The organism is Haloarcula regularis, from assembly GCF_029338315.1.
In the GTDB taxonomy this organism is placed as follows: Archaea; Halobacteriota; Halobacteria; order Halobacteriales; family Haloarculaceae; genus Haloarcula; species Haloarcula regularis.
In genome coordinates this window covers 611,356-629,571 of the sequence record NZ_CP119794.1, presented here as the reverse complement: position 1 = coordinate 629,571, position 18,216 = coordinate 611,356, and the positions used below count along the sequence as shown (strand labels likewise).

The window sequence follows — 18,216 nt, the reverse complement described above, 5'->3', positions numbered from 1 at the left end:
CGGTCCCCGCGCCGCGCTCAGGACGCCGTCGCCGGGGCAGGCGGTGGGCGCCAGTAGTTCTTTCTGGAACGCGATCGAACGACCCGTATGGAGGTTTCCGCACTCACCGAGGACTTCGACCGACGCGACTGGCAAGACCTGACAGAGACCGACGATCCCGTCAGGTTCGCGATGGTGGGACTTGGCTGGTGGACCCGCGAACAGGCGATGCCGGCCGTCGCCGCCGGCGACCTCTGTGAGACGACGGTGCTGGTCAGCGGCGACCGGGAGAAAGCCGCGTCCGTCGCCGCCGAGTCCGAGACCGTCGAGCACGCCGTCACGTACGAGGAGTTCCACGACGGCGCTGCCAGCGACGCCTACGACGCCGTCTACGTCGTCACGCCGAACGCCAAGCACCTCCCGTTCGTCGAGAGCGCCGCCGCCCTCGGCAAGGACGTCCTCTGTGAGAAGCCCATGGAGGCGACCGTCGACCGGGCAGAGCAGATGGTCGCCGCCTGCAACGAACACGACGTCACGCTGATGATCGCCTACCGGATGCACACCGAACCGGCCGTGCGACGGGCGCGAGACCTCATCGACGCGGGCTACGTCGGCGACCCGGTGTTCGTCCACGGCAACATGACCGAACCCATCCTCGAGCTGGTCCCCGACCCCGACCAGTGGCGGCTCGACTGGGAGCTGTCGGGCGGCTGTGCGGCGATGGACATCGGCATCTACTCGCTGAACACCGCCCGGTTCCTGCTCGACGCCGACCCGGTACGCGTCCAGGGCTCGGTCGCCTCCGTCCAGGCGGAGTTCGACGACGTGCCCGACGAACACGCCGCCTTCCAGGTCGACTTCCCGGACCACACGTACGCCCACTGTACGGCCAGTCAGAACGCGACCATGGCGAGTCACATCAGAGTGACCGGCACCGAGGGCGAGGTGCGCGTCGAACCGGCCTTCTACCCGTGGGACGAGCGGGAGCTCCACGTCTCCCACGGCGGGTCCGACGTGGACGTCGCCTTCGAGCAGATCGACCAGATGGAAGAGGAGTTCGAGTATTTCTCGCACTGCCTGCTGACCGGCGAGGCGCCCTACGCCGACGGCGAGCACGGGCTCGTCGACATGCGGACGCTCAAGGGCGTCTACGAGGCCGCGGCCGACGGGCGCGCGGTCGACCTTCGATAGGTCAGCGGTGCGTCGACGGCGGGACGACACCGGGCGCATCGAGGTCGACTCGGTCGCCGACGCTGACGACCTCGAGTGCCCGGGGGTACTCGTAGGACGCGGCGTGTTCGTGCAGCCCCTTCGGGTCGCCGGTAACGCCTTTCCACATGTCGAAGTGCGTGGGCAGCAGGCGGGCCAGTCGGAGGTCGTTCGCGGCCTCGACGACCTCGTTCTCGGACATGTACCACTTCGTCGGCCTGGTCTCGCTGCCCTCGCTGTGGTGGATGCGGCCGACGGTGCCGAAGGCGAGCACGCCCAGGTCGATGTCGAACTCGTCGCCGATGGCCGCGAAGGCGTCGGCCGGCTTGCTGTCGCCCGGGTGGAAGAACGTCCCGGCCTCGTGCTCGACGACGTACGAGACGGGTTCGATGGCGTCGGGGTCGTCGGCGCCGCGGACGTGGACGGTGAAGTCGCCGACCGTGAACGAGTCGCCCTCGCCGACGACCGAGCGTCGGTCTTCCGTGACCCGCAGGTCGCCCTCGTAGTCCGGTTCGTCGTAGGACGCCTGCGGCGCGTGGAGTGTCCCGTCGTCCTCCAGGAGCGGGCCGTACGACGGCGGGTGCATGTGGTCGATGTGCTCGTGGGTCACGAGGACGGCGTCGGCCGCCGCGTCGGCGGGGTCCATCGGGACCGGAATCATCCGCACGAGTTTCGGCGGGTCGCCGTCCCCGAAGTACGGGTCGACGTACAGTGTCGCCGCCTGTGACTTGAGGACGACGCTGTTGCAGCCGAGATACCAGACGGCAACGCCGTCCGGCGTCGCGCCCGTTATCTCTCCGGCGAGCCAGTCTCCCCACGTCGCGTGAATCGTGTCCTGTGTCATGTTCAGGGAGCCTCCGTCGGTGCTACGGGCCGTCCACTCTCACCGACGCCGCTTAAAATCTGGTCCGGTGGCGGTCGAACGGCACCGACCCGCTCAGCCGAAGTACTGGCTGAGGTAGTCGGATGCGTTGTCCTGGGTGACCTCGAGGCCCTCGATGACGATGGTGTCCTCGACGTCCTCGCCGGCGAGGTGGGCCTTCCCCGTCTCGATGGCGGTGTTGACCATCTCCTCTGGCAGCTGCGCGATGGTCCCGTAGAACTCGTTGTCCGAAAACCGCTGGACCCACGCTTCCGTGCCGTCGATGCCGGTGACCGGCACCGACATGTCCGCGTTCTGGAGCGCCTGGTGAACGCCGAGCGCCATCAGATCGTTCTGACAGAACACGCCGTCAATCTCGTCGCCGTACTGGGTGATGAAGTCCTCCATGACGCTCAGGGCGTTCTGCGTGGAGAACTCGCCGGTCTGACTGGCGAGGCGGCTGAGACTGTCGTTGTTGCTCACGGCGTTGCTGAACCCTTCGCCGCGGTCGTTGGTCACGCTCGCCCCTGGCGTCCCCTCGAGCTGGACGATGTTGTAGGTGTCCTTCTGCTCCATCTCCTCCATGAAGCCCAGACACAGCTCCGTCGAGCGACGGCCCAGCTGGACGTTGTCGGAGGCGACGTAGCTCACCGTCTCCCCCTGAGCGACGTTCCGGTCGATGGCGACGACGGGGATGTCGGCCTCGTTGGCCTGACTGATGGCGTTGATGACTCCCTCGGCCGTAATCGCCGAGATGAGCAGGAGGTCCACCTCGTTCGAGATGGCCGTCTCGACGTCGGAGACCTGCGTGCTCTGTGAGTTACCGGCGTCGTAGAACGTCGAGTCCGAGGCGATGGTCCCGTCGCTCTTGGCGGCGTCGAACGCGTTCTGCATCCGGGCGAAGAACGTGAACTCCAGCGACGGCACCGAGAGCGCGACCGAGGGGGGGGCCGCTCTCTGTGGTCGTCTGCTCGCCGTCCCCGCCGTCCATGCCGTCGTCGCCGTCCCCGCCGTCCATACCGTCGTCGCCGTCACTGCCGTCCCCGCCGTCGCCACTTCCGTCACCGCCGTCGCCGCCACCGTCGCCGCCGTCACCCCCACAACCGGCGAAGAGTGCCGTGCCTGCGATCGCGCTGGTACGGATGAACCGTCGCCTGGGAATGTCGCGTGACATACACTACCGCAATTTGACACGCCCTGTCAAAGAACTATCGGTATAAACGAACGTCCTTTCAGTTATCAGGTATCAGTCCTGGCCGACGACGTTCGCGAGGACGGCCAGCATCAGGACGATGCCCTGGGCGACCAGCTGGCCCGACGGGCCGACGCCCATCAGGTTCAGGCCGTTCTGGAGGATGCCGAGGATGAGCACGCCAACGAGCGTGCCGACCATGTTGCCTGAGCCCCCGAACAGGTTGGCCCCGCCGAGGATGACGGCGGCGATGGGCGGCAACAGGAGTCCCGCCCATCGTCGGGACGGCGCTGCCGAGGCGTCCGAGGGTGACGAGGCCGGCGATGCCAGCAAACAGCCCCGAGATGATGAGCGTCCCCAGCCGTACCAGCGGGACGTTGATACCCATCCGCTCTGCAGCCTGCCGGTCGCCACCGATAGCGTAGATGTAGAGGCCGAACTTCGTGTACGAGAGGAGCAGCTGTGACGCGACCAGCAGGGCGAGGAAGACGATGACGATGCTCGGGAACCCGAGCACGCGGGAGCCGCCGATGGCCGTCAGCGACGCCGGCAACCCGATGATAGGGCGGTTGCCCGAGACGATGAGACCGAACCCGTCGGCGAGAAACAGCATCGCCAACGTGGTCATGAACGACGGGACGCCGAACCGCGCGGTGACGAACCCGGACACGGCCCCGAAGGTGGCACCGAGCAACAGACCCACGAGTATGGCCGCCGGCACCGGGATGGCGAACCCCTCGAACAGCCGCGCACCGACCGCCAGCGTCGCGATCGTCAGCCCGCCGACCTCCATCACCTGGGCGATGCTCAGGTCGATCTCCGCACAGAGGATGGGGAAGGTGACGCCGATGGCCATGATGCCGATTATCGACACCTGCTGGAGCACGTTGACCTGGTTCCCGACTGTCAGGAACCTGTCGTTCAGCAGCGTGAACGCGACGTACAGTCCCACGAGCCCGATTATCGGCCCGTACTGGCTGATCTGTTTGAGCGTGACCTGCTCCCTGGCAGCACCGACGTCGACGGCCGTACGCGCCATGGTCGGGTGCTTCAGGCGACGCGGTAGTAAGTCTTTGGCCGAAGTGACATGTCTGCTCGCTGTCTGACGGTCCGCGACGGGGCCAACGGCACTGTCTAGTTGAGCGAGTTTGAGAAGCGAGGAGGCCGTAGCGAGAAGTGTCCATGCAACTCGCAGACCTCCTCAGCGAGACGTTAGATGAGGACAGTCAAGACGTTTGGGAGAACGAGCGCACCCCGACACCCGTCCGGCGGTTTGGGGTGCGTCTCCATACGGCGGGGCTGTCGATCAGGGAGACGGTCGCTATCTTAGACCTGCTGGGAGTCGATCGCTCTCACGGTGCGGTCTGGAACTGGGTTCATACGCTGTCTGAAGCACAGAGCGACCCGCCGACGGCAGCGCCGTCGCGGGTCGCGGTCGACGAGAAACAGATCAAGGTTGACGGTGAGAAAAAGTGGCTCTATGCCGCCGTCGACGTCGATTCGAAGCTGTTGCTAGAAATCGACGTGTTCAGTCGCCGCGGGACCGACCCCGCGGCGGCGTTCCTGCATCGACTCACCGAGAAACATGATGTTGCCGATACAGTGTTTCTCGTCGATGCTGGCGGCTATCTGACTGCCCTCTCACGCCACGATTTGAGCGGTCGGCTCGACTACCGAATCCGGAACCACATCGAAAAGTGGTTCCAGACTGTGACTATGCGAATCGACCGCTTCCACTCCTTCTGGAGGGGCAGTCAGTCCAGCGCGAAACAGTGGCTACAACGCTTCAGATACCACTACAACCATGAACGACCAAACCAAGCACTCGACGGCCGAACGCCAGCTGAGGAGATTCAGAACTAGACAGTGCCGGGCCAACCCTTTTATTGTACGGCCGACATCTCACAGCCATGGCCCAGGCGACAGCCGCCGACGTGGACCACATCGTCGAGATGGAGGGCATCACGAAGACGTTCGGCGAGGTGGTCGCGCTGTCGGACGTCACGTTCAGACTCCGCCGCAACGAGATTCTCGCGCTGGCCGGCGACAACGGCGCCGGCAAGTCGACGCTCATCAAGTGTCTCGCCGGGGCGCTTCAGCCGGATTCGGGAACCATCCGCGTCGACGGCGAGGTAGTCGAGATAGCGAATCCCCGCGCCTCGAAGGACCTGGGTATCGAGACGACGTTCCAGGACCTCGCCGTCGCCGGTAACCTCACCGTCACCCAGAACATCTTCCTCGGCCGCGAGTCGGTGTCGGGGCCCTCGGGGCTGTTCGGGGTCCTCAACAAACCGGCGATGCGAAAGCGTGCCCGCGAGCTGCTGGACGACCTCGAGATACGCGTCGACGTCGACGAGAAGGTGTCGAACCTCTCGGGCGGGGAACGACAGCTCGTCAGCATCTCCCGAACGCTCCTGTCGGACCCGAAGATCGTCATCATGGACGAACCGACGAGTGCGCTCTCGGTAGAGGGCGCCGACCGGGTCCTCGACCTCATCGACCGCATGCAGGAACAGGGTATCTCCATCATCCTCATCTCGCACAACCTCGACTACATCCGGCGGGCGGCCGACCGCATCCACGTCCTCCACCAGGGCAAGAGCGCGGGCATCGTCGACGCCGACGAGTTCGACCAGGACGAGATCGTCAAGCGGATGGTCGGCGGAATGCCGGAGGGTGAGCGCGGCGAGCAGGCGGCGGACGTCTGAGACGGCCGGCCGAAGTCAGCCGCGCTCTCGCGCACGCGGCGGCACCGCACTATCGAGGGCGAGCGCCCACGCTACGCCTCGTGGACCGACTCGAAGGTCCGGTGGGCCATATTCGCGTAGTCCCGGGCCGAGAGGAACGGGACCGCCTCGACCCAGGAGAGGCAGGCCTCGTAGTCGGCCCAGTCGTCCATCCACGGGTAGTCCGACCCGAGCATCAGTCGCTCGCTCCCGAACCAGTCGGCGAGGTGACGGACGTACCCCCAGAGGTCCTCGTAGGGCCATCCCTGATCGCTCGACCGGGGAAGCGAGCTCACCTTGACGGCGACGTTCTCGTGGGCAGAGAGCGCCTCGAAGTCGGTCCAGGGGACTCGTCGGGGTCGGTCGTCTCGTCCGGGAAGGCCATGTGGTCGACGACCAGCTGGACGTCCGGGTGGCGGCCCGCGAGCGTCTCTACCATCGAAATCTGTTCGGCCTTCGGGAAGACGAACACCGACGTGTCCAGCGCGGCCGCCTCGTTCCAGACGGGTTCGAGCGCGTCGTCGAGTATCCAGTCGGCTGTCCGGTCCAGCTCCGAAGCGTGTTCCTCGTAGGCCAGGCATGCGTGCATCCTGACGCCGAGCATCCGGTCGTGGCCGACGACGCGCCGGAGGTCCGCCCGGACCTGGTCGGGGTCGTCCCCGAAGAAGTCCATCAGGCCGACCCCCCACAGGCGGTCGGGGTAGGCCTCGATGGAGCGCATCGTGTACTCGTTTGCTCGCACGCCGCGGCCGTACAGCGGCGTCGTGACCATGACGCTCTCCTCGACGCCGGCGGCGTCCATGTCGGCGACCAGGTCGTGGGCGGTGTAGGCGCCCTCCCATCCCGGCGGCAGGATGTCGGCCGGCCAGGGCAGTTCCTCGGTGTCCGGGCCCCAGGTGTGGGTGTGGGTGTCGACGAACCGCATGGGACTACTCTAGGTTCCCCCCGCCGCTCACGCGGACGATGTCGCCGACGACGTAGTCCGCCCGGTCGCTGGCGAGCCACAGCACCGCGTCCGCGAGGTCCTCGGGCTGTCCGAGGCGGCCGAGGGGGCGTTTCTCCCCCCGCTCGCGGAGTACCTCCTCGGCGGTCCTGTCCGGGTGGTCCATCGCCGTCTGTTCGGCCTCGTAGCGGGTCTGTGCGGTTTCGGTGACGTCCGTCGAGATGGCGTTCATCCGAATGCCGTGTTCGGCCAGCTCCTGTGCCATCCGCCAGGTCAGCCCGTTTATCGACGTCTTCGAGATGCCGTAGAGACCGAAGGGGCCGGTGCGCCGGTCACCGGCCTGGCTCGTGTGGTTGACGATACAGCCCTCGATGCCCTCGGCGATCATGTGTTCGGCGACGAGCTTCGCGGCGTAGTACTGCGACCGGACGTTGACGTCCATCGTCCGGTTCCACTGGTCCAGCGACGATTCGACGAGCGACGCCTCCTCGGGCCACGTCGCAGCGTTGTTCACGAGGAGGTCTATCTCGCCGAAGGCGTCGACGGCGCTGTCGACCAGGTGCTCTATCGCCGCCGGGTCGCTGACGTCCGCGGTGACGCCGACGACACTTCCCTCCCCGTGGTCATCGAGTTCGTCGGCGACGTTGGCTACCTCCTGTTCGTCCCGGGCGTTGACGACGACGTTCGCCCCGGCCTCGGCGAGTCCCTCGGCGATGCCCCGGCCGATGCCCTTCGTCGACCCGGTGACGATAGCTGATTCGCCGGTGTAGTCGTACTCGGTGTGCCCTACCATGGCACGCGAACCGTCTCACTATGTCGTGATGAATCCACCGGTGGTTCCGAGAGCCCGGGACGGCGTCGGGACGTTCGCCCGACGCGACGCGGTAATCCTCGGGGAAGCACGCAGGTTTATTGTGGTGGTCTCTCTTGGGACCCGTATGGCACCAGAGATTACCAGCATCGAGTCAGTAGAGTTCTCCTACCCTATCGAAGACGTGGGGACGGACCAGCACGGGTTCAACCTCGTCTACGAACCCGGTTCGGTGACCGAACGGAAGCTGTTCGGGCTCAAGATCCACACCGACACGGGCATCACCGGGGAGTACGTCGGCGGGAACTCGCCGGGTGCGGCCCAGGTCAACATGTTCGCCGACTACCTCCTCGGGAAGAACCCGCTCGAGCGGGAACACCACTGGTCGGAGATCAAGCGCGCCCTCCGGAAGTACGACCGGATGGGGATGGGCCCCATCGACATCGCGCTGTGGGACTTCGCCGGGAAGTACTACGACGCGCCCATCCACGAGCTGCTCGGCACGTACCGGACGAAGTTCCCCGCGTACGCGTCGACCTACCACGGCGACGAGAACGGCGGCCTCGACACGCCCGAGGCCTTCGCCGACTTCGCCGAGGAGTGTCTCGAGATGGGCTACGGCGCGTTCAAGATCCACGGCTGGGGCGGGAGCGAGGGCTCGCGCGACCTGGAGCGTGAACTCGAGGCGGTCCACGCCGTCGGCGACCGCGTCGGCGACGAGATGGACCTGATGCACGACCCGGCCTGCGAACTCGAGACGTTCGCCGACGCGCTGAAGCTCGGCCGCGCGTGTGACGAGGAGGGCTTCTTCTGGTACGAGGACCCGTACCGGGACGGCGGCATCTCCCAGCACGGCCACCGCAAGCTCCGTCAGAAGCTCGACACCCCCATCCTCCAGACCGAACACGTCCGGGGGCTCGAACCGGCGACGGACTTCGTCGCCAACGAGGCCACGGACTTCCTCCGGGCAGACCCCGAGTACGACGCCGGCATCACCGGCGCGATGAAACGCGCCAACGTGGCCGAGGGCTTCGGCCTGGACGTCGAGTTCCACGCGCCCGGACCCGCACAGCGTCACTGCATCGCGGCCATCCGGAACACCAACTACTACGAGCTCGCCCTGGTGCACCCGGACTGTCCCAACACGCAACCGCCCGTCTACGAGGGCGACTACTCCGACATGATCGACACCGTCGACGAGAACGGCATGGTCGAAGTGCCCGACGGCCCGGGCCTGGGCGTCGACTACGACTGGGACTACATCGAAGCGAACCAGACGGGGAGCCTCCACACCTACGAGTGAGCTGACCGACGGGGCCGGTATCGTCGGGACCGGGGGTCTCGCCAGGATAGTCCTCGTCGGGATGTACGACGAGGAGACCGGCGGGCGTTCCCAACCGCTGTCCGCGACGTCGTCGCGGTCCTCGACGGGGACATCGAGAACCAGTCGACCGGCGTGGGAGCGGCCCGCCCGCTCGAGATCGTCGTCGCGTTCCCCGTCGCTCACCACACCGGTAGCCAGGTCTCGAGACCGCTCGACCGGCCACTGAAGGACGTGGCGATCACCTTCTGGTAACCGGTTCCTTCCGCTCTCGATTGGACGTCCTTACCGTGTTCACTTCGTGTGAACGATCACTCTCACCGATCTGCCCGATACTCTCGACAGGCGTGGCGAAAATCGCAGTACCCTGCGGCTCTCGGGCGGTCAGAACTGCCTCGCCCCCGGACCGCCCGCAGCCCTTATCCTGTCATGTAGAACAGGGATGTCGAATGGCTGAAAAGAGGTGTCCCCCGTCTCGCGGGAGAATCTCGCATAGATCGCGGGAGTCGAGGCGGTCCGCTTTCGCCTGTTCGGACGCAATCGAGATCGGCGACGTCGCTACGTAAGTCCCGCTCGTCTTCCCCGACCACGACCGACGGTCCGACCCGGCGATACGGGCGGCGTGGCCCCGGCCCTACCTGTGGACGGCCTGGCAGGTCCCCGGCAGTGGGGGGCAGGTGGTCGGTGGTCGGCTACGGCAGCGGGACCCCGACGCCGGTCACGCTCTGCGTACGTGCCGTCTTCCCTGACAGAATAGTAATTCATCCAGGGTGAACGAACAGTCACACAGACGGGAAATATCTTCGAAACCGGCTTAGGGGGCCTCAAACGCCCGAATTCTGTCGATCCCCGGCTGCTTCCAGGCGTGCGAACTCGGTCACTGGAATCCGAATTCCGAACACCGACGTATACTCTAACAAATGTACATATGTCACGAAACTTCGACTCTCTCACGAACGATCGTCAGAAATTCTGTTCATCAGTGGTGAATTCGTCCCGGAGCACTTCGGTCGCCCGTACTCACGCGGTCCGGGGCCACCGCTGGATGCCCTCGCACTCGGTCGAATCGCCGTCGAGCGTGGCTGGCCTCGCTTTAGGACCCTATACCTGGCTCTGCCCAGTTCGCCGCTCGGTCGTGCGCGACACGTGTGCGCGAAGCCCGACGGTCACCAAAACCTTCTCGTAGCCGGGGCGAGTCGCTCCCACTAATGGTAGAGACGTACCACAATTACGTCGACGGAGCGTGGATCGAAGCGGAGAGCGGCGAGACCTACGAGACGCACAACCCTGCGGCCCCCTCGGAGGTCGTCGCCCGGTACCAGCAGTCCGGGACGGCTGACGCCGAGCGCGCCGTCGAGGCTGCGGCGGCCGCCCAGGACGAGTGGGGCACCACACCGGGGCCACAGCGGGGCGCCATCCTGCGCGAGGCCTCGAACAACCTGGCCGCGCGCAAGGACGAGATCACCGAGACGTTGGTGCGCGAGGAGGGCAAGGCGCGCCCGGAAGCCAGCGGTGAGGTCCAGCGCGCCATCGACATCTTCGCCTACTACGGGACGAAAGCCAGCGAGGTCGGCGGCGATGTCAAGCCCGCCAGCGCCCGAGAAGACGCTGTACACGGTCAACGAACCCGTGGGCGTCGCGGGGCTCATCACTCCCTGGAACTACCCCATCGCCATCCCTGCCTGGAAGATCGCGCCGGCGCTGGCCGCCGGGACGACGGTCGTGTTCAAGCCCGCCTCCATCGCGCCCAGCGTCGCGCGCCAGCTGGTCGAGTGTCTGGACGAGGCGGGCCTGCCCGACGGCGCGCTCAACATGGTCACCGGTCCCGGTCGGACCGTCGGAAAGACGGTCTCGACGCACGAGGCGATCGACGCGGTGTCGTTCACGGGGAGTTCGGCCGTCGGGGAGACGGTCGGGTCGCAGGCCAACGAGTCGGGCAAGCGCGTCCAGCTGGAGATGGGCGGGAAGAACCCGGTCGTGGTGATGGACAGCGCCGACGTCGACGAGGCCGTCGACATCGCGGCCGCCGGAGCGTTCGGCGTGACGGGCCAGGCCTGTACGGCGACCTCGCGGGCGATCGTCCACGAGGACCTCTACGAGGCGTTCCTCGACGGTATCGTCGCCAAAGCGGAAGATATCGAGGTCGGTCCCGGTCTCGAGGGCGCCGACATGGGTCCCCACGTCTCGGAGGCGGAGCTCGAGGGGACGCTGGACTACGTGGAGGTCGGCGAGAGCGAGGGGGCGACATTGGAGACCGGGTCGCGAGGTCGAGGCGGGCGAGGGCGGCTACTTCGTGGAGCCGGCGGTGTTCTCGGACGTCGAGCCGGAGATGCGGATCGCCCAGGAGGAGATCTTCGGGCCGGTGCTGTCGGTCATCCCGGTCTCGAGTTACGAGGAGGCTGTCGAGGTGGCCAACGGGGTGCCGTACGGGCTGTCGGCGAGCATCGTCACGGAGGACCTCTCGGAGGCCCACAGTTTCGTCGCCGATGCCGACTCGGGCGTGGTGAAGGTCAACGAGAAGACGACGGGACTGGAGTTGCACGTGCCCTTCGGAGGGATGAAAGACTCCTCGAGCGAGACCTACCGCGAGCAGGGCGACGCCGGCCTGGACTTCTACACCATCTCCAAGACCGTCTACCTCAACTACTAAGACCGCCGTACCGGTATCCGATTTCTCACTCTGGTCAAAGATACCGTAAACTGCCGAATTATCCTCCAATTATGGACATGGGACACGGATTTCGACGACATTGCGGACCGATATCGAACTATCTCTAGTTCTGTAGACCCACTCTCGACTATTAGACAAATAAAACGTCTCGTTCGGGCGCTTGTCGAAATTATATCTGCATCCCTGTCGAATATAATCCCGAACTGAAAATAACGAGGCTATAGTTGGCACGGATAACGCTCGATAATACCTATCGAGTCACGGATTTGTCCGTTGAAACGTCACTCGACACCGGGAGAGGCGATAGCGGTAGGGAGTGTAAACCGTCACAGTCCGCGGCGTACGGGGGGTATGCGGCTCGTACTTTAGTGGAATCGTGGTGTCAAATGACGTATGACCGTCACTGATCACCGGGCGGCCGTCGAGGCCCGGCGTGCCGCAGTCCCCGAGAGCGACGACGACAGGTACTGCCGTCACTGCGAGGCCATCGGGCTCGCGTACGACCCGACAGCGGGCCGCGCTCGCTGTCGGTCCTGTGGCTCGCTGGTCTGACCGGCGCAGGCGGCCGCGGTTCCTCCACCACGATTCGTCGTGCGCGTCCGACAGCCATCTCAGTAGCCCCCGGTTACCGGTCCAGCGGCACCACAGTGCCGGACGGCGGGACGGCGAACGGGGAGAAGGCATATTTCGGCGCGTCCCGTCGATGGGGTATGGGACTGTACCACAGCGTCAGGGCCGTCGCGCGGGCGTCGGGCGACGGACCCATCGACTGGGAGGCCGTCGCCGCCGCGGCGAAAGCGGGGACGGACCCCGGTGACCTCGACGTCTCGACGGCCGAGCGTGAGGGGTACGCGACCGACGTCCGGGACGCGCGAGACCGCGTCCGGCGCGTCAGCGAGCTCGACTTCGACCTGCCCGAGACGGTCGAGATACAGAACCGCCACCACTGGATCGACGCCAACGTCGCCACCTTCGAGCGGGTGATGGCGCCGATCGAGCAGCAGGCGGAGTACATCCCGGGCATCGCCCGGGTCGTCAACACCGGGTCGATGGCCTTCGCGCTCTCGTTTCTGGGCAACAACGTCCTCGGGCAGTACGACCCGCTCTTGCTGGCCGACGGCGACGAGCACGCGCTGTACTTCGTCCGGCCGAACATCCAGCGCGTCGCCGGGCAACTCGACGTCGACGGCGACCGGTTCCGCCGGTGGATCGCCTTCCACGAGGTGACACACGCGGCGGAGTTCGGGGCCGCGCCGTGGCTCTCGGCCCATCTCGAGGAGTCGATGCAAACAGCCATCGACAAGTTGAGCGACGGGAACCTGGACCGCGCGTCGCTCGGGGAACTCGACACCACGATGACGGCCGTCGAGGGGTACGCCGAGCTGCTGATGGACCGGGCGTTCGACGACCAGTACGACGACCTGCGGCGGAAGGTCGACGAGCGCCGCAAGGGTCGGGGACCGGTGGCGACGCTGGTCCGGCGCCTTTTGGGCCTCGGGATGAAGCGCCAGCAGTACGAGCGGGGCAAGGCGTTCTTCGACGCGGTGGCCGACGACCGTGGCGTCGCCGCCGCGGGCCGGGTCTGGGACCGCCCCGAGAACCTGCCGACCCGGGAGGAACTCGACGCGCCGAACCTGTGGGTCGCGCGGGTCGACCCCGAGGTCCCGCCGCCGGTCACCAGAACACGTACAGCATGAGGTAGACCACGACACCCAGCGAGAAGGAGACGAGCCACAGCGTCGCCGCGGCCTTCCCCACTCGCGGGTGGTTGGTCTCGGACAGTCGGGCGGGCGGGTGCGAGAACGCGAGCAGGAGGACGTAGTACACGAGCGGGATGGCGACGATGGCCAGCAGGATGTGTATCGCGAGCAGCGGGAAGTAGACGTAGGTCTCGAGGACGGCGGGGCCAGCGAACTGCGTGGGCCCCTCGAAGATGACCCGGTAGAGATAGAGGACGAGGAAGGCGACGAACAACCCAAAGGTGGCGAGCATCAACCGCCGGTGCCGGCGGACGTCGCCGCGACGGATGGCGCGAACCCCGCCGACGATAGTGCCGATGGCGACGAGACTCAGGGCGGCGTTGACGTGGGGGATGGCGCCGACGACGGCGTCGGGGGGATGGGGCAGCACCGACCGGGGGATCGCACCAAGGACGGCGCCGAACACGACGGCGAGCGAGACGACCGTCAGGAGGCCGGTTATCGGCCCGACGTTGTCACGAACAGTCACCTGCATAGGTCGGGGTTAGGACAACGGCACAATGTGTATTGCGTTCTGCGACGCGGCGATGGGACTACCCTCGTCGCTGTAGACGGAGAAAACGAGCGAGCGAATGCGGACGCCCGGCCGAAACCGGCCCTACTGGAAGGTCCGGCCGACCCGGTCTTCGTCGGCCATGCCGGGTTCGTTACGCTGGAACTGCTCTTCGATCTGTTCGTAGCGGTCGCGGGTCTCCTGGGTGACGCTGGCGTTGACCTCGTCTAAGGCCTGCTCGAAGTGGTCCATCGTCACGCGGACGTTGCCGACGGTGTCGTCGATGTCCTCGGGGTCGACGCTGGCGATGAACTCGCGGGTCGCAGCCATCGACGCCTCGCGGGCGACGGCCTCGATGTCGGCCCCGACGTAGCCCTCGGTGCGGCGGGCAAGCCGGTCCAGGTCGACGTCGTCGGCCAGCGGCTTGTCGCGGGTGTGGACATCGAAGATGGCGCGGCGCGCCTCCTCGTCGGGCACCGGCACGTGGACGTGCCGGTCCAGGCGTCCGGGGCGCAGCAGGGCGCTGTCGATGAGGTCGGGCCGGTTGCTCGTCGCGATGACGACGACGTCCTCCATCTCCTCGATGCCGTCGAGTTCGGTCAGCAGCTGGCTGACCATGCGCTCGCCGACGCCCGAGTCGCCAGACCGGGTGCCCCGTTCGGTCGCGATGGAGTCGATCTCGTCGAAGAACACCACGGTGGGGGCGTTCTCGCGGGCCTTGCTGAACACCTCGCGGACGCCCTTCTCGGACTCGCCGACGAACTTGTTCAGCAGCTCTGGCCCTTTCACCGAGATGAAGTTCGAGTCGGCCTCGTTGGCGACGGCCTTCGCGAGCAGGGTCTTCCCGGTGCCGGGCGGGCCGTACAGCAGGACGCCCTTCGCGGCGTCTAAGTCCATCGCCTCGAAGACGCTGCCGTACTCGAGGGGCCACTGGATGGTCTCGCGGAGGCGTTCCTTGGTGTCCTCGAGTCCGCCGACGTCGGCCCAGGTGATATCGGGGACCTCGACGAACACCTCCCGGAGTGCCGAGGGCTCGATGCCCTTCTTGGCCTCCTTGAAGTCCTCGTCGGTGATCTCTAAGTGTTCCAGGACCTCGGCGTCTATCTCGTCGGACTCGAGGTCGAGTTCGGGACGGATGCGCCGGAGCGCGTTCATGGCGCTCTCTTTGGTCAGCGAGGCGAGGTCGGCCCCGACGAACCCGTGGGTGTTCTCGGCGTACTCCTCTAAGTCGATCTTCTCCGAGAGGGGCATTCCGCGAGTGTGGACCTGCAGGATCTCCTTGCGGCCGTCCTTGTCGGGGACGCCGATCTCGATCTCGCGGTCGAAGCGGCCACCACGGCGGAGCGCGGGGTCGATGGCGTCGACGCGGTTGGTCGCGCCGATGACGATGACCTGGCCGCGCTCCTCTAAGCCGTCCATCAAGGAGAGCAACTGGGCGACGACGCGGCGTTCCACGTCGCCCTGGGTCTCGCCGCGCTTGGGCGCGATGGAGTCGATCTCGTCGATGAAGACGATCGCGGGCGCGTTCTCCGAGGCCTCGTCGAAGATGTCACGGAGCTGCTCCTCGCTCTCGCCGTAGTACTTCGACATGATCTCCGGACCGGAGATGGTCGTGAAGTACGCGTCGATCTCGTTGGCGACGGCCTTCGCCATCAGGGTCTTCCCGGTGCCAGGCGGGCCGTGCAGCAGCACGCCCTTCGGCGGTTCGATACCGAGCTGCTGGAAGAGCTCGGGGTGGCGCATCGGCAGCTCGATCATCTCGCGGACCTGCTCGAGTTCGCCGTCGAGGCCGCCGATGTCCTCGTAGGTGACGTCGGGCGTCTCCCGGCCCTCGGCGGCCTCGCCGCCGCGGATCTGCTCGGCGGGTTTCTCGCTGACCTGGATCTCCGTGGAGTCGGTGACGACGACGGTCCCGGAGGGTTCGGTCTCGGCGATCTTCAGCGGGATCTTCTGGCCGGACATCGACGAGAGCGGACCGAGGCCGAAGCTCACGGGGACGGTCTGGCCCTGGGTGACGGCCTGGCCGCTGAGGTTGTTGCGGATCATCGGCCCGACGTTGCCCCGGACCCGGAGGTTCTGGGGCAGGGCGACGGTGACGTGGGTCGCCGGGTTCACGTCGGCCTTCTCGACCGAGACGCTGTCGTCGATGCCGACGCCGGCCTCCTGGCGGAGCTGGCCGTCGATGCGGACGATGCCGTCGCCGGTGTCCTCGGGGTAGCCTGGCCAGACGCGCGCGACAGCGCGGTTGCCCTGGCGCCCCTCGAGGACGATGTAGTCGCCGTTCTCGAGGCCCATCTCGTCCATCGCACCGCGGTCGATGGCTGCCAGTCCGCGGCCGGCGTCCTTCTGCTTGAGTGGTTTGACGGTGAGTTTCATCGAATCTCCTCCTCGGGGTCGGACAGCTCGATGGTGAGGACGCCGTGGTTGATAAACGCTCGTGCGTCCACACCCGCGGGGAGTTCCTGTTCGTACTGGTCGTCGCCCGCCACGACGATTATCGTCCCGTCGACGATGTCGACGCTGGCGTCGTCGACGGGTCCCACGTCCGCCGCGAACACGACGTGGTCGTCGTACTCGAACCGACGGAAGGGAACGTCGCCGAACAACGTACGTTCTGAATTCATCCTAACGCAAGGTAAGTCAGACAACTATTTAAAGTTTTCGCAAATACGCAACACGGCAGCGGTATGGTGATAATCGATTGAATGCGGTTCACACTCGTTCCGTGCAGTGGGCCACCGCGTTTATTCCCGGCGCTCGCGTGGAAACCGTTACATGGAGACCACGATGCACGACGGACGAGAGACGGCGTACCGTCACGCCCGCCCGGGAGTTGACGGCCAGACGACGCTGTACGTTCACGGAAGCGGCGCGACACACGCCGTCTGGGGACATCAGTACGGCACGGCCGGACCGACCCATCCGGCCGCCGCGCTCGACCTGAGCGGCCACGGGGCGTCCGACGACGTTGACGCCGGTCCGGCGGACGCGATCGACGCGTACACCGCCGACGTGGCGGCCGTCGCCCGGGCCGTGGACGCGGACGTGCTGGTCGGCAACTCACTTGGTGGTGCCGTCGTCCAGCGCGCCGCCACCGGGTGGAATCTGGACCTCTCGGCGCTCGTCCTGCTCGGTACCGGGCCGACCCTCCCGGTTTTCGAGGGCCTGCGGGAGTGGCTGGCGTCGGACTTCGACCGGGCCGTCGAGTTCCTTCACGGCCCCGACCGCCTGTTCCACGACGCCGACGCCGACACCCTGGCCCGGTCGGAGTCCCAGATGCGCGCCGTCGGCCAGCGAGTCACCAGACGGGACTTCCTGGCCTGTCACGGCTTCGACGGGCGCGACCGGCTGGCCGACATCGACGTGCCGACGCTCGCGGTCTGTGGCGAGCACGATCGGCTCACCCCGCGCGCGTACCACGAGGACCTGGCGGAGTCGATTCCCCAGGGGGAGTTCGCCATCGTCCCCGACGCGGCTCACCTCGCGATGGTCGAACGCCCAGCCGTCTTCAACGAGGCGGTCGAATCGTTCTTGGCGTCACTCGACTGAGGTCCCGTCCCCTTCCCAGTAGTAGCGCGGGCCGAGCGTGAGAAAGGCCAGCGCGACGACGAGCATCATCCGGGGTCCGAGCCGACCCAGCGCCGTCGGTGCGACGACGGAGACGGAGAGGACCACACCCATCGGTATCGCCGTCCTGGCACCCGGCTTGGGGAAGTCGAAGGGGGCGACCATCAACAGCGAGAGGACGACCGCCCCGGCTGCGAGGACCAGCGGGCTCGTGATTCCGGAGAGGTAGGCCGTCGCGAGGATGATGACGCCCAGCGTGTTGGGGATGCCGGGTCGTGCGTCGACGCCCTCGATGTACGTCGTGTAGAACGCGGTGCGGATGACCGAGAAGACGGCGTAGACTGCGGCGAGTAGCGTAATGGCGACGATCACCGGCGGGGACGATTCGCCGACGCCGCCGTAGGTGCCCGTCAGCGCGACGAACAGAAACAGGCTCGGCGTCGCCCCGAACGAGATGACGTCGGTGATGGAGTCAAGCAGGGGCCCGACCGCCGAACTGTCGCCCTCACGGGCGACGATGCCGTCCACGGCGTCGAGGATTATCGCGAGGAGCATGAGCCGAGCCGCGAGCTGGAGGTCGGTGGAGGCCACCGCGCCCGCGGCGAATCCGACCACCGCGTTGGCGAGCGTGACCGCATCGGCGACACTGAGCCGTCGGCGCACGTCGAAGCCCATGGGTGTC

General features: G+C 66.5%; 17 protein-coding genes and 2 pseudogenes. 8 read left to right on the top strand and 11 right to left on the bottom strand.

From position 1 onward, the window contains the following. Window positions 1–87: 87 nt before the first annotated feature. Entirely contained in the window at window positions 88–1,170 is a 1,083-nt protein-coding gene (gfo6, locus tag P1N55_RS03375) for a D-xylose 1-dehydrogenase Gfo6 (RefSeq protein ID WP_276277583.1), read from the top strand. Between the two features lies 1 nt (window position 1,171). Here the strand turns inward: gfo6 and P1N55_RS03370 are convergent, their stop codons facing one another. The 4 genes and pseudogenes from P1N55_RS03370 to P1N55_RS03360 form a co-directional block, all read right to left on the bottom strand. Next, entirely contained in the window at window positions 1,172–2,032 is an 861-nt protein-coding gene (locus P1N55_RS03370; RefSeq protein WP_276277582.1) for an MBL fold metallo-hydrolase, read from the bottom strand. A 93-nt stretch (window positions 2,033–2,125) separates the two neighbouring features. After that, complete coding sequence (locus P1N55_RS03365) at window positions 2,126–3,151, bottom strand: substrate-binding domain-containing protein (protein WP_276277581.1); 1,026 nt, start codon at window positions 3,149–3,151, stop codon at window positions 2,126–2,128. A gap of 145 nt (window positions 3,152–3,296) precedes the next feature. Next, window positions 3,297–3,503, bottom strand: coding sequence for a hypothetical protein (locus tag P1N55_RS19885; protein ID WP_407067195.1), 207 nt, complete (start codon window positions 3,501–3,503; stop codon window positions 3,297–3,299). Window positions 3,504–3,531: 28 nt separating this feature from the next. Next, a pseudogene (locus P1N55_RS03360) lies at window positions 3,532–4,281 on the bottom strand (ABC transporter permease); the annotation flags it as partial. A 143-nt stretch (window positions 4,282–4,424) separates the two neighbouring features. Here P1N55_RS03360 and P1N55_RS03355 point away from each other — a divergent pair. Beyond that, window positions 4,425–5,105, top strand: a complete 681-nt coding sequence (locus P1N55_RS03355) for an IS6 family transposase (protein ID WP_276277579.1) — start codon at window positions 4,425–4,427, stop codon at window positions 5,103–5,105. A gap of 47 nt (window positions 5,106–5,152) precedes the next feature. Beyond that, window positions 5,153–5,950 (top strand): ATP-binding cassette domain-containing protein, encoded by a 798-nt coding sequence (locus P1N55_RS03350; protein ID WP_276277578.1) that lies wholly within the window; start codon window positions 5,153–5,155, stop codon window positions 5,948–5,950. A gap of 71 nt (window positions 5,951–6,021) precedes the next feature. Here the strand turns inward: P1N55_RS03350 and P1N55_RS03345 are convergent, their stop codons facing one another. The 3 genes from P1N55_RS03345 to P1N55_RS03335 are packed head-to-tail and all read right to left on the bottom strand — an operon-like array spanning window position 6,022 to window position 7,704. Next, the gene (locus P1N55_RS03345) at window positions 6,022–6,264 is read right to left on the bottom strand and encodes an amidohydrolase family protein (protein ID WP_276277577.1); all 243 of its coding nucleotides are present in this window, start codon (window positions 6,262–6,264) and stop codon (window positions 6,022–6,024) included. Then, window positions 6,261–6,893, bottom strand: coding sequence for an amidohydrolase family protein (locus tag P1N55_RS03340; RefSeq protein WP_276277576.1), 633 nt, complete (start codon window positions 6,891–6,893; stop codon window positions 6,261–6,263). The genes P1N55_RS03345 and P1N55_RS03340 overlap by 4 nt, the downstream gene beginning before the upstream one ends. Window positions 6,894–6,897: 4 nt before the next feature. Then, window positions 6,898–7,704 (bottom strand): SDR family NAD(P)-dependent oxidoreductase, encoded by an 807-nt coding sequence (locus tag P1N55_RS03335; protein ID WP_276277575.1) that lies wholly within the window; start codon window positions 7,702–7,704, stop codon window positions 6,898–6,900. 145 nt (window positions 7,705–7,849) lie between these two features. Here P1N55_RS03335 and P1N55_RS03330 point away from each other — a divergent pair, with 145 nt between their 5' ends. The 4 genes and pseudogenes from P1N55_RS03330 (at window position 7,850) to P1N55_RS03315 (ending at window position 13,411) form a co-directional block, all read left to right on the top strand. Then, entirely contained in the window at window positions 7,850–9,025 is a 1,176-nt protein-coding gene (locus tag P1N55_RS03330) for a mandelate racemase family protein (RefSeq protein WP_276277574.1), read from the top strand. Window positions 9,026–10,251: 1,226 nt separating this feature from the next. Next, a pseudogene (xacF, locus tag P1N55_RS03325) lies at window positions 10,252–11,693 on the top strand (2,5-dioxovalerate dehydrogenase). A gap of 414 nt (window positions 11,694–12,107) precedes the next feature. Further along, window positions 12,108–12,266 carry a hypothetical protein gene (locus tag P1N55_RS03320; RefSeq protein WP_276277573.1) on the top strand — a complete coding sequence of 53 codons (159 nt, stop codon included), beginning with the start codon at window positions 12,108–12,110 and terminating at the stop codon, window positions 12,264–12,266. Between the two features lie 158 nt (window positions 12,267–12,424). Next, window positions 12,425–13,411: a zinc-dependent metalloprotease gene (locus tag P1N55_RS03315; RefSeq protein ID WP_276277572.1), complete on the top strand. Its 987-nt coding sequence runs from the start codon at window positions 12,425–12,427 to the stop codon at window positions 13,409–13,411. Here P1N55_RS03315 and P1N55_RS03310 read toward each other — a convergent pair. The 3 genes from P1N55_RS03310 to P1N55_RS03300 all read right to left on the bottom strand — a co-directional run bounded on the left by P1N55_RS03310 (window position 13,389) and on the right by P1N55_RS03300 (window position 16,591). Then, window positions 13,389–13,949, bottom strand: a complete 561-nt coding sequence (locus tag P1N55_RS03310; protein WP_276277571.1) for a DUF420 domain-containing protein — start codon at window positions 13,947–13,949, stop codon at window positions 13,389–13,391. The genes P1N55_RS03315 and P1N55_RS03310 overlap by 23 nt on opposite strands. Window positions 13,950–14,072: 123 nt before the next feature. Continuing rightward, entirely contained in the window at window positions 14,073–16,343 is a 2,271-nt protein-coding gene (locus tag P1N55_RS03305) for a CDC48 family AAA ATPase (protein WP_276277570.1), read from the bottom strand. After that, a complete protein-coding gene (locus tag P1N55_RS03300; protein ID WP_276277569.1) occupies window positions 16,340–16,591 on the bottom strand; it encodes an Hsp20/alpha crystallin family protein in 252 nt (83 codons plus the stop codon). Before P1N55_RS03300 ends, P1N55_RS03305 begins: the two co-directional genes overlap by 4 nt. Before the next feature lie 151 nt (window positions 16,592–16,742). Between P1N55_RS03300 and P1N55_RS03295 the strand changes: the two genes are divergently transcribed. Then, window positions 16,743–17,516, top strand: a complete 774-nt coding sequence (locus tag P1N55_RS03295; protein WP_276277568.1) for an alpha/beta fold hydrolase — start codon at window positions 16,743–16,745, stop codon at window positions 17,514–17,516. Here the strand turns inward: P1N55_RS03295 and P1N55_RS03290 are convergent. Further along, window positions 17,505–18,209 carry a protein sorting system archaetidylserine synthase gene (locus P1N55_RS03290; protein WP_276277567.1) on the bottom strand — a complete coding sequence of 235 codons (705 nt, stop codon included), beginning with the start codon at window positions 18,207–18,209 and terminating at the stop codon, window positions 17,505–17,507. The genes P1N55_RS03295 and P1N55_RS03290 overlap by 12 nt on opposite strands. Window positions 18,210–18,216: the final 7 nt, after the last annotated feature.

Bases quoted from the DNA above. Each gene is read 5' to 3' on its own strand.
- P1N55_RS03310 (WP_276277571.1), bottom strand. From the start codon at position 13,949: ATGCAGGTGACTGTTCGTGACAACGTCGGGCCGATAACCGGCCTCCTG.
- gfo6 (WP_276277583.1), top strand. From the start codon at position 88: ATGGAGGTTTCCGCACTCACCGAGGACTTCGACCGACGCGACTGGCAA.
- P1N55_RS03305 (WP_276277570.1), bottom strand. From the start codon at position 16,343: ATGAAACTCACCGTCAAACCACTCAAGCAGAAGGACGCCGGCCGCGGA.
- P1N55_RS03300 (WP_276277569.1), bottom strand. From the start codon at position 16,591: ATGAATTCAGAACGTACGTTGTTCGGCGACGTTCCCTTCCGTCGGTTC.
- P1N55_RS03350 (WP_276277578.1), top strand. From the start codon at position 5,153: ATGGCCCAGGCGACAGCCGCCGACGTGGACCACATCGTCGAGATGGAG.
- P1N55_RS03290 (WP_276277567.1), bottom strand. From the start codon at position 18,209: ATGGGCTTCGACGTGCGCCGACGGCTCAGTGTCGCCGATGCGGTCACG.
- P1N55_RS03340 (WP_276277576.1), bottom strand. From the start codon at position 6,893: ATGCGGTTCGTCGACACCCACACCCACACCTGGGGCCCGGACACCGAG.
- P1N55_RS03335 (WP_276277575.1), bottom strand. From the start codon at position 7,704: ATGGTAGGGCACACCGAGTACGACTACACCGGCGAATCAGCTATCGTC.
- P1N55_RS03315 (WP_276277572.1), top strand. From the start codon at position 12,425: ATGGGACTGTACCACAGCGTCAGGGCCGTCGCGCGGGCGTCGGGCGAC.
- P1N55_RS03370 (WP_276277582.1), bottom strand. From the start codon at position 2,032: ATGACACAGGACACGATTCACGCGACGTGGGGAGACTGGCTCGCCGGA.
- P1N55_RS03295 (WP_276277568.1), top strand. From the start codon at position 16,743: ATGGAGACCACGATGCACGACGGACGAGAGACGGCGTACCGTCACGCC.
- P1N55_RS03320 (WP_276277573.1), top strand. From the start codon at position 12,108: ATGACCGTCACTGATCACCGGGCGGCCGTCGAGGCCCGGCGTGCCGCA.
- P1N55_RS03330 (WP_276277574.1), top strand. From the start codon at position 7,850: ATGGCACCAGAGATTACCAGCATCGAGTCAGTAGAGTTCTCCTACCCT.
- P1N55_RS03355 (WP_276277579.1), top strand. From the start codon at position 4,425: ATGCAACTCGCAGACCTCCTCAGCGAGACGTTAGATGAGGACAGTCAA.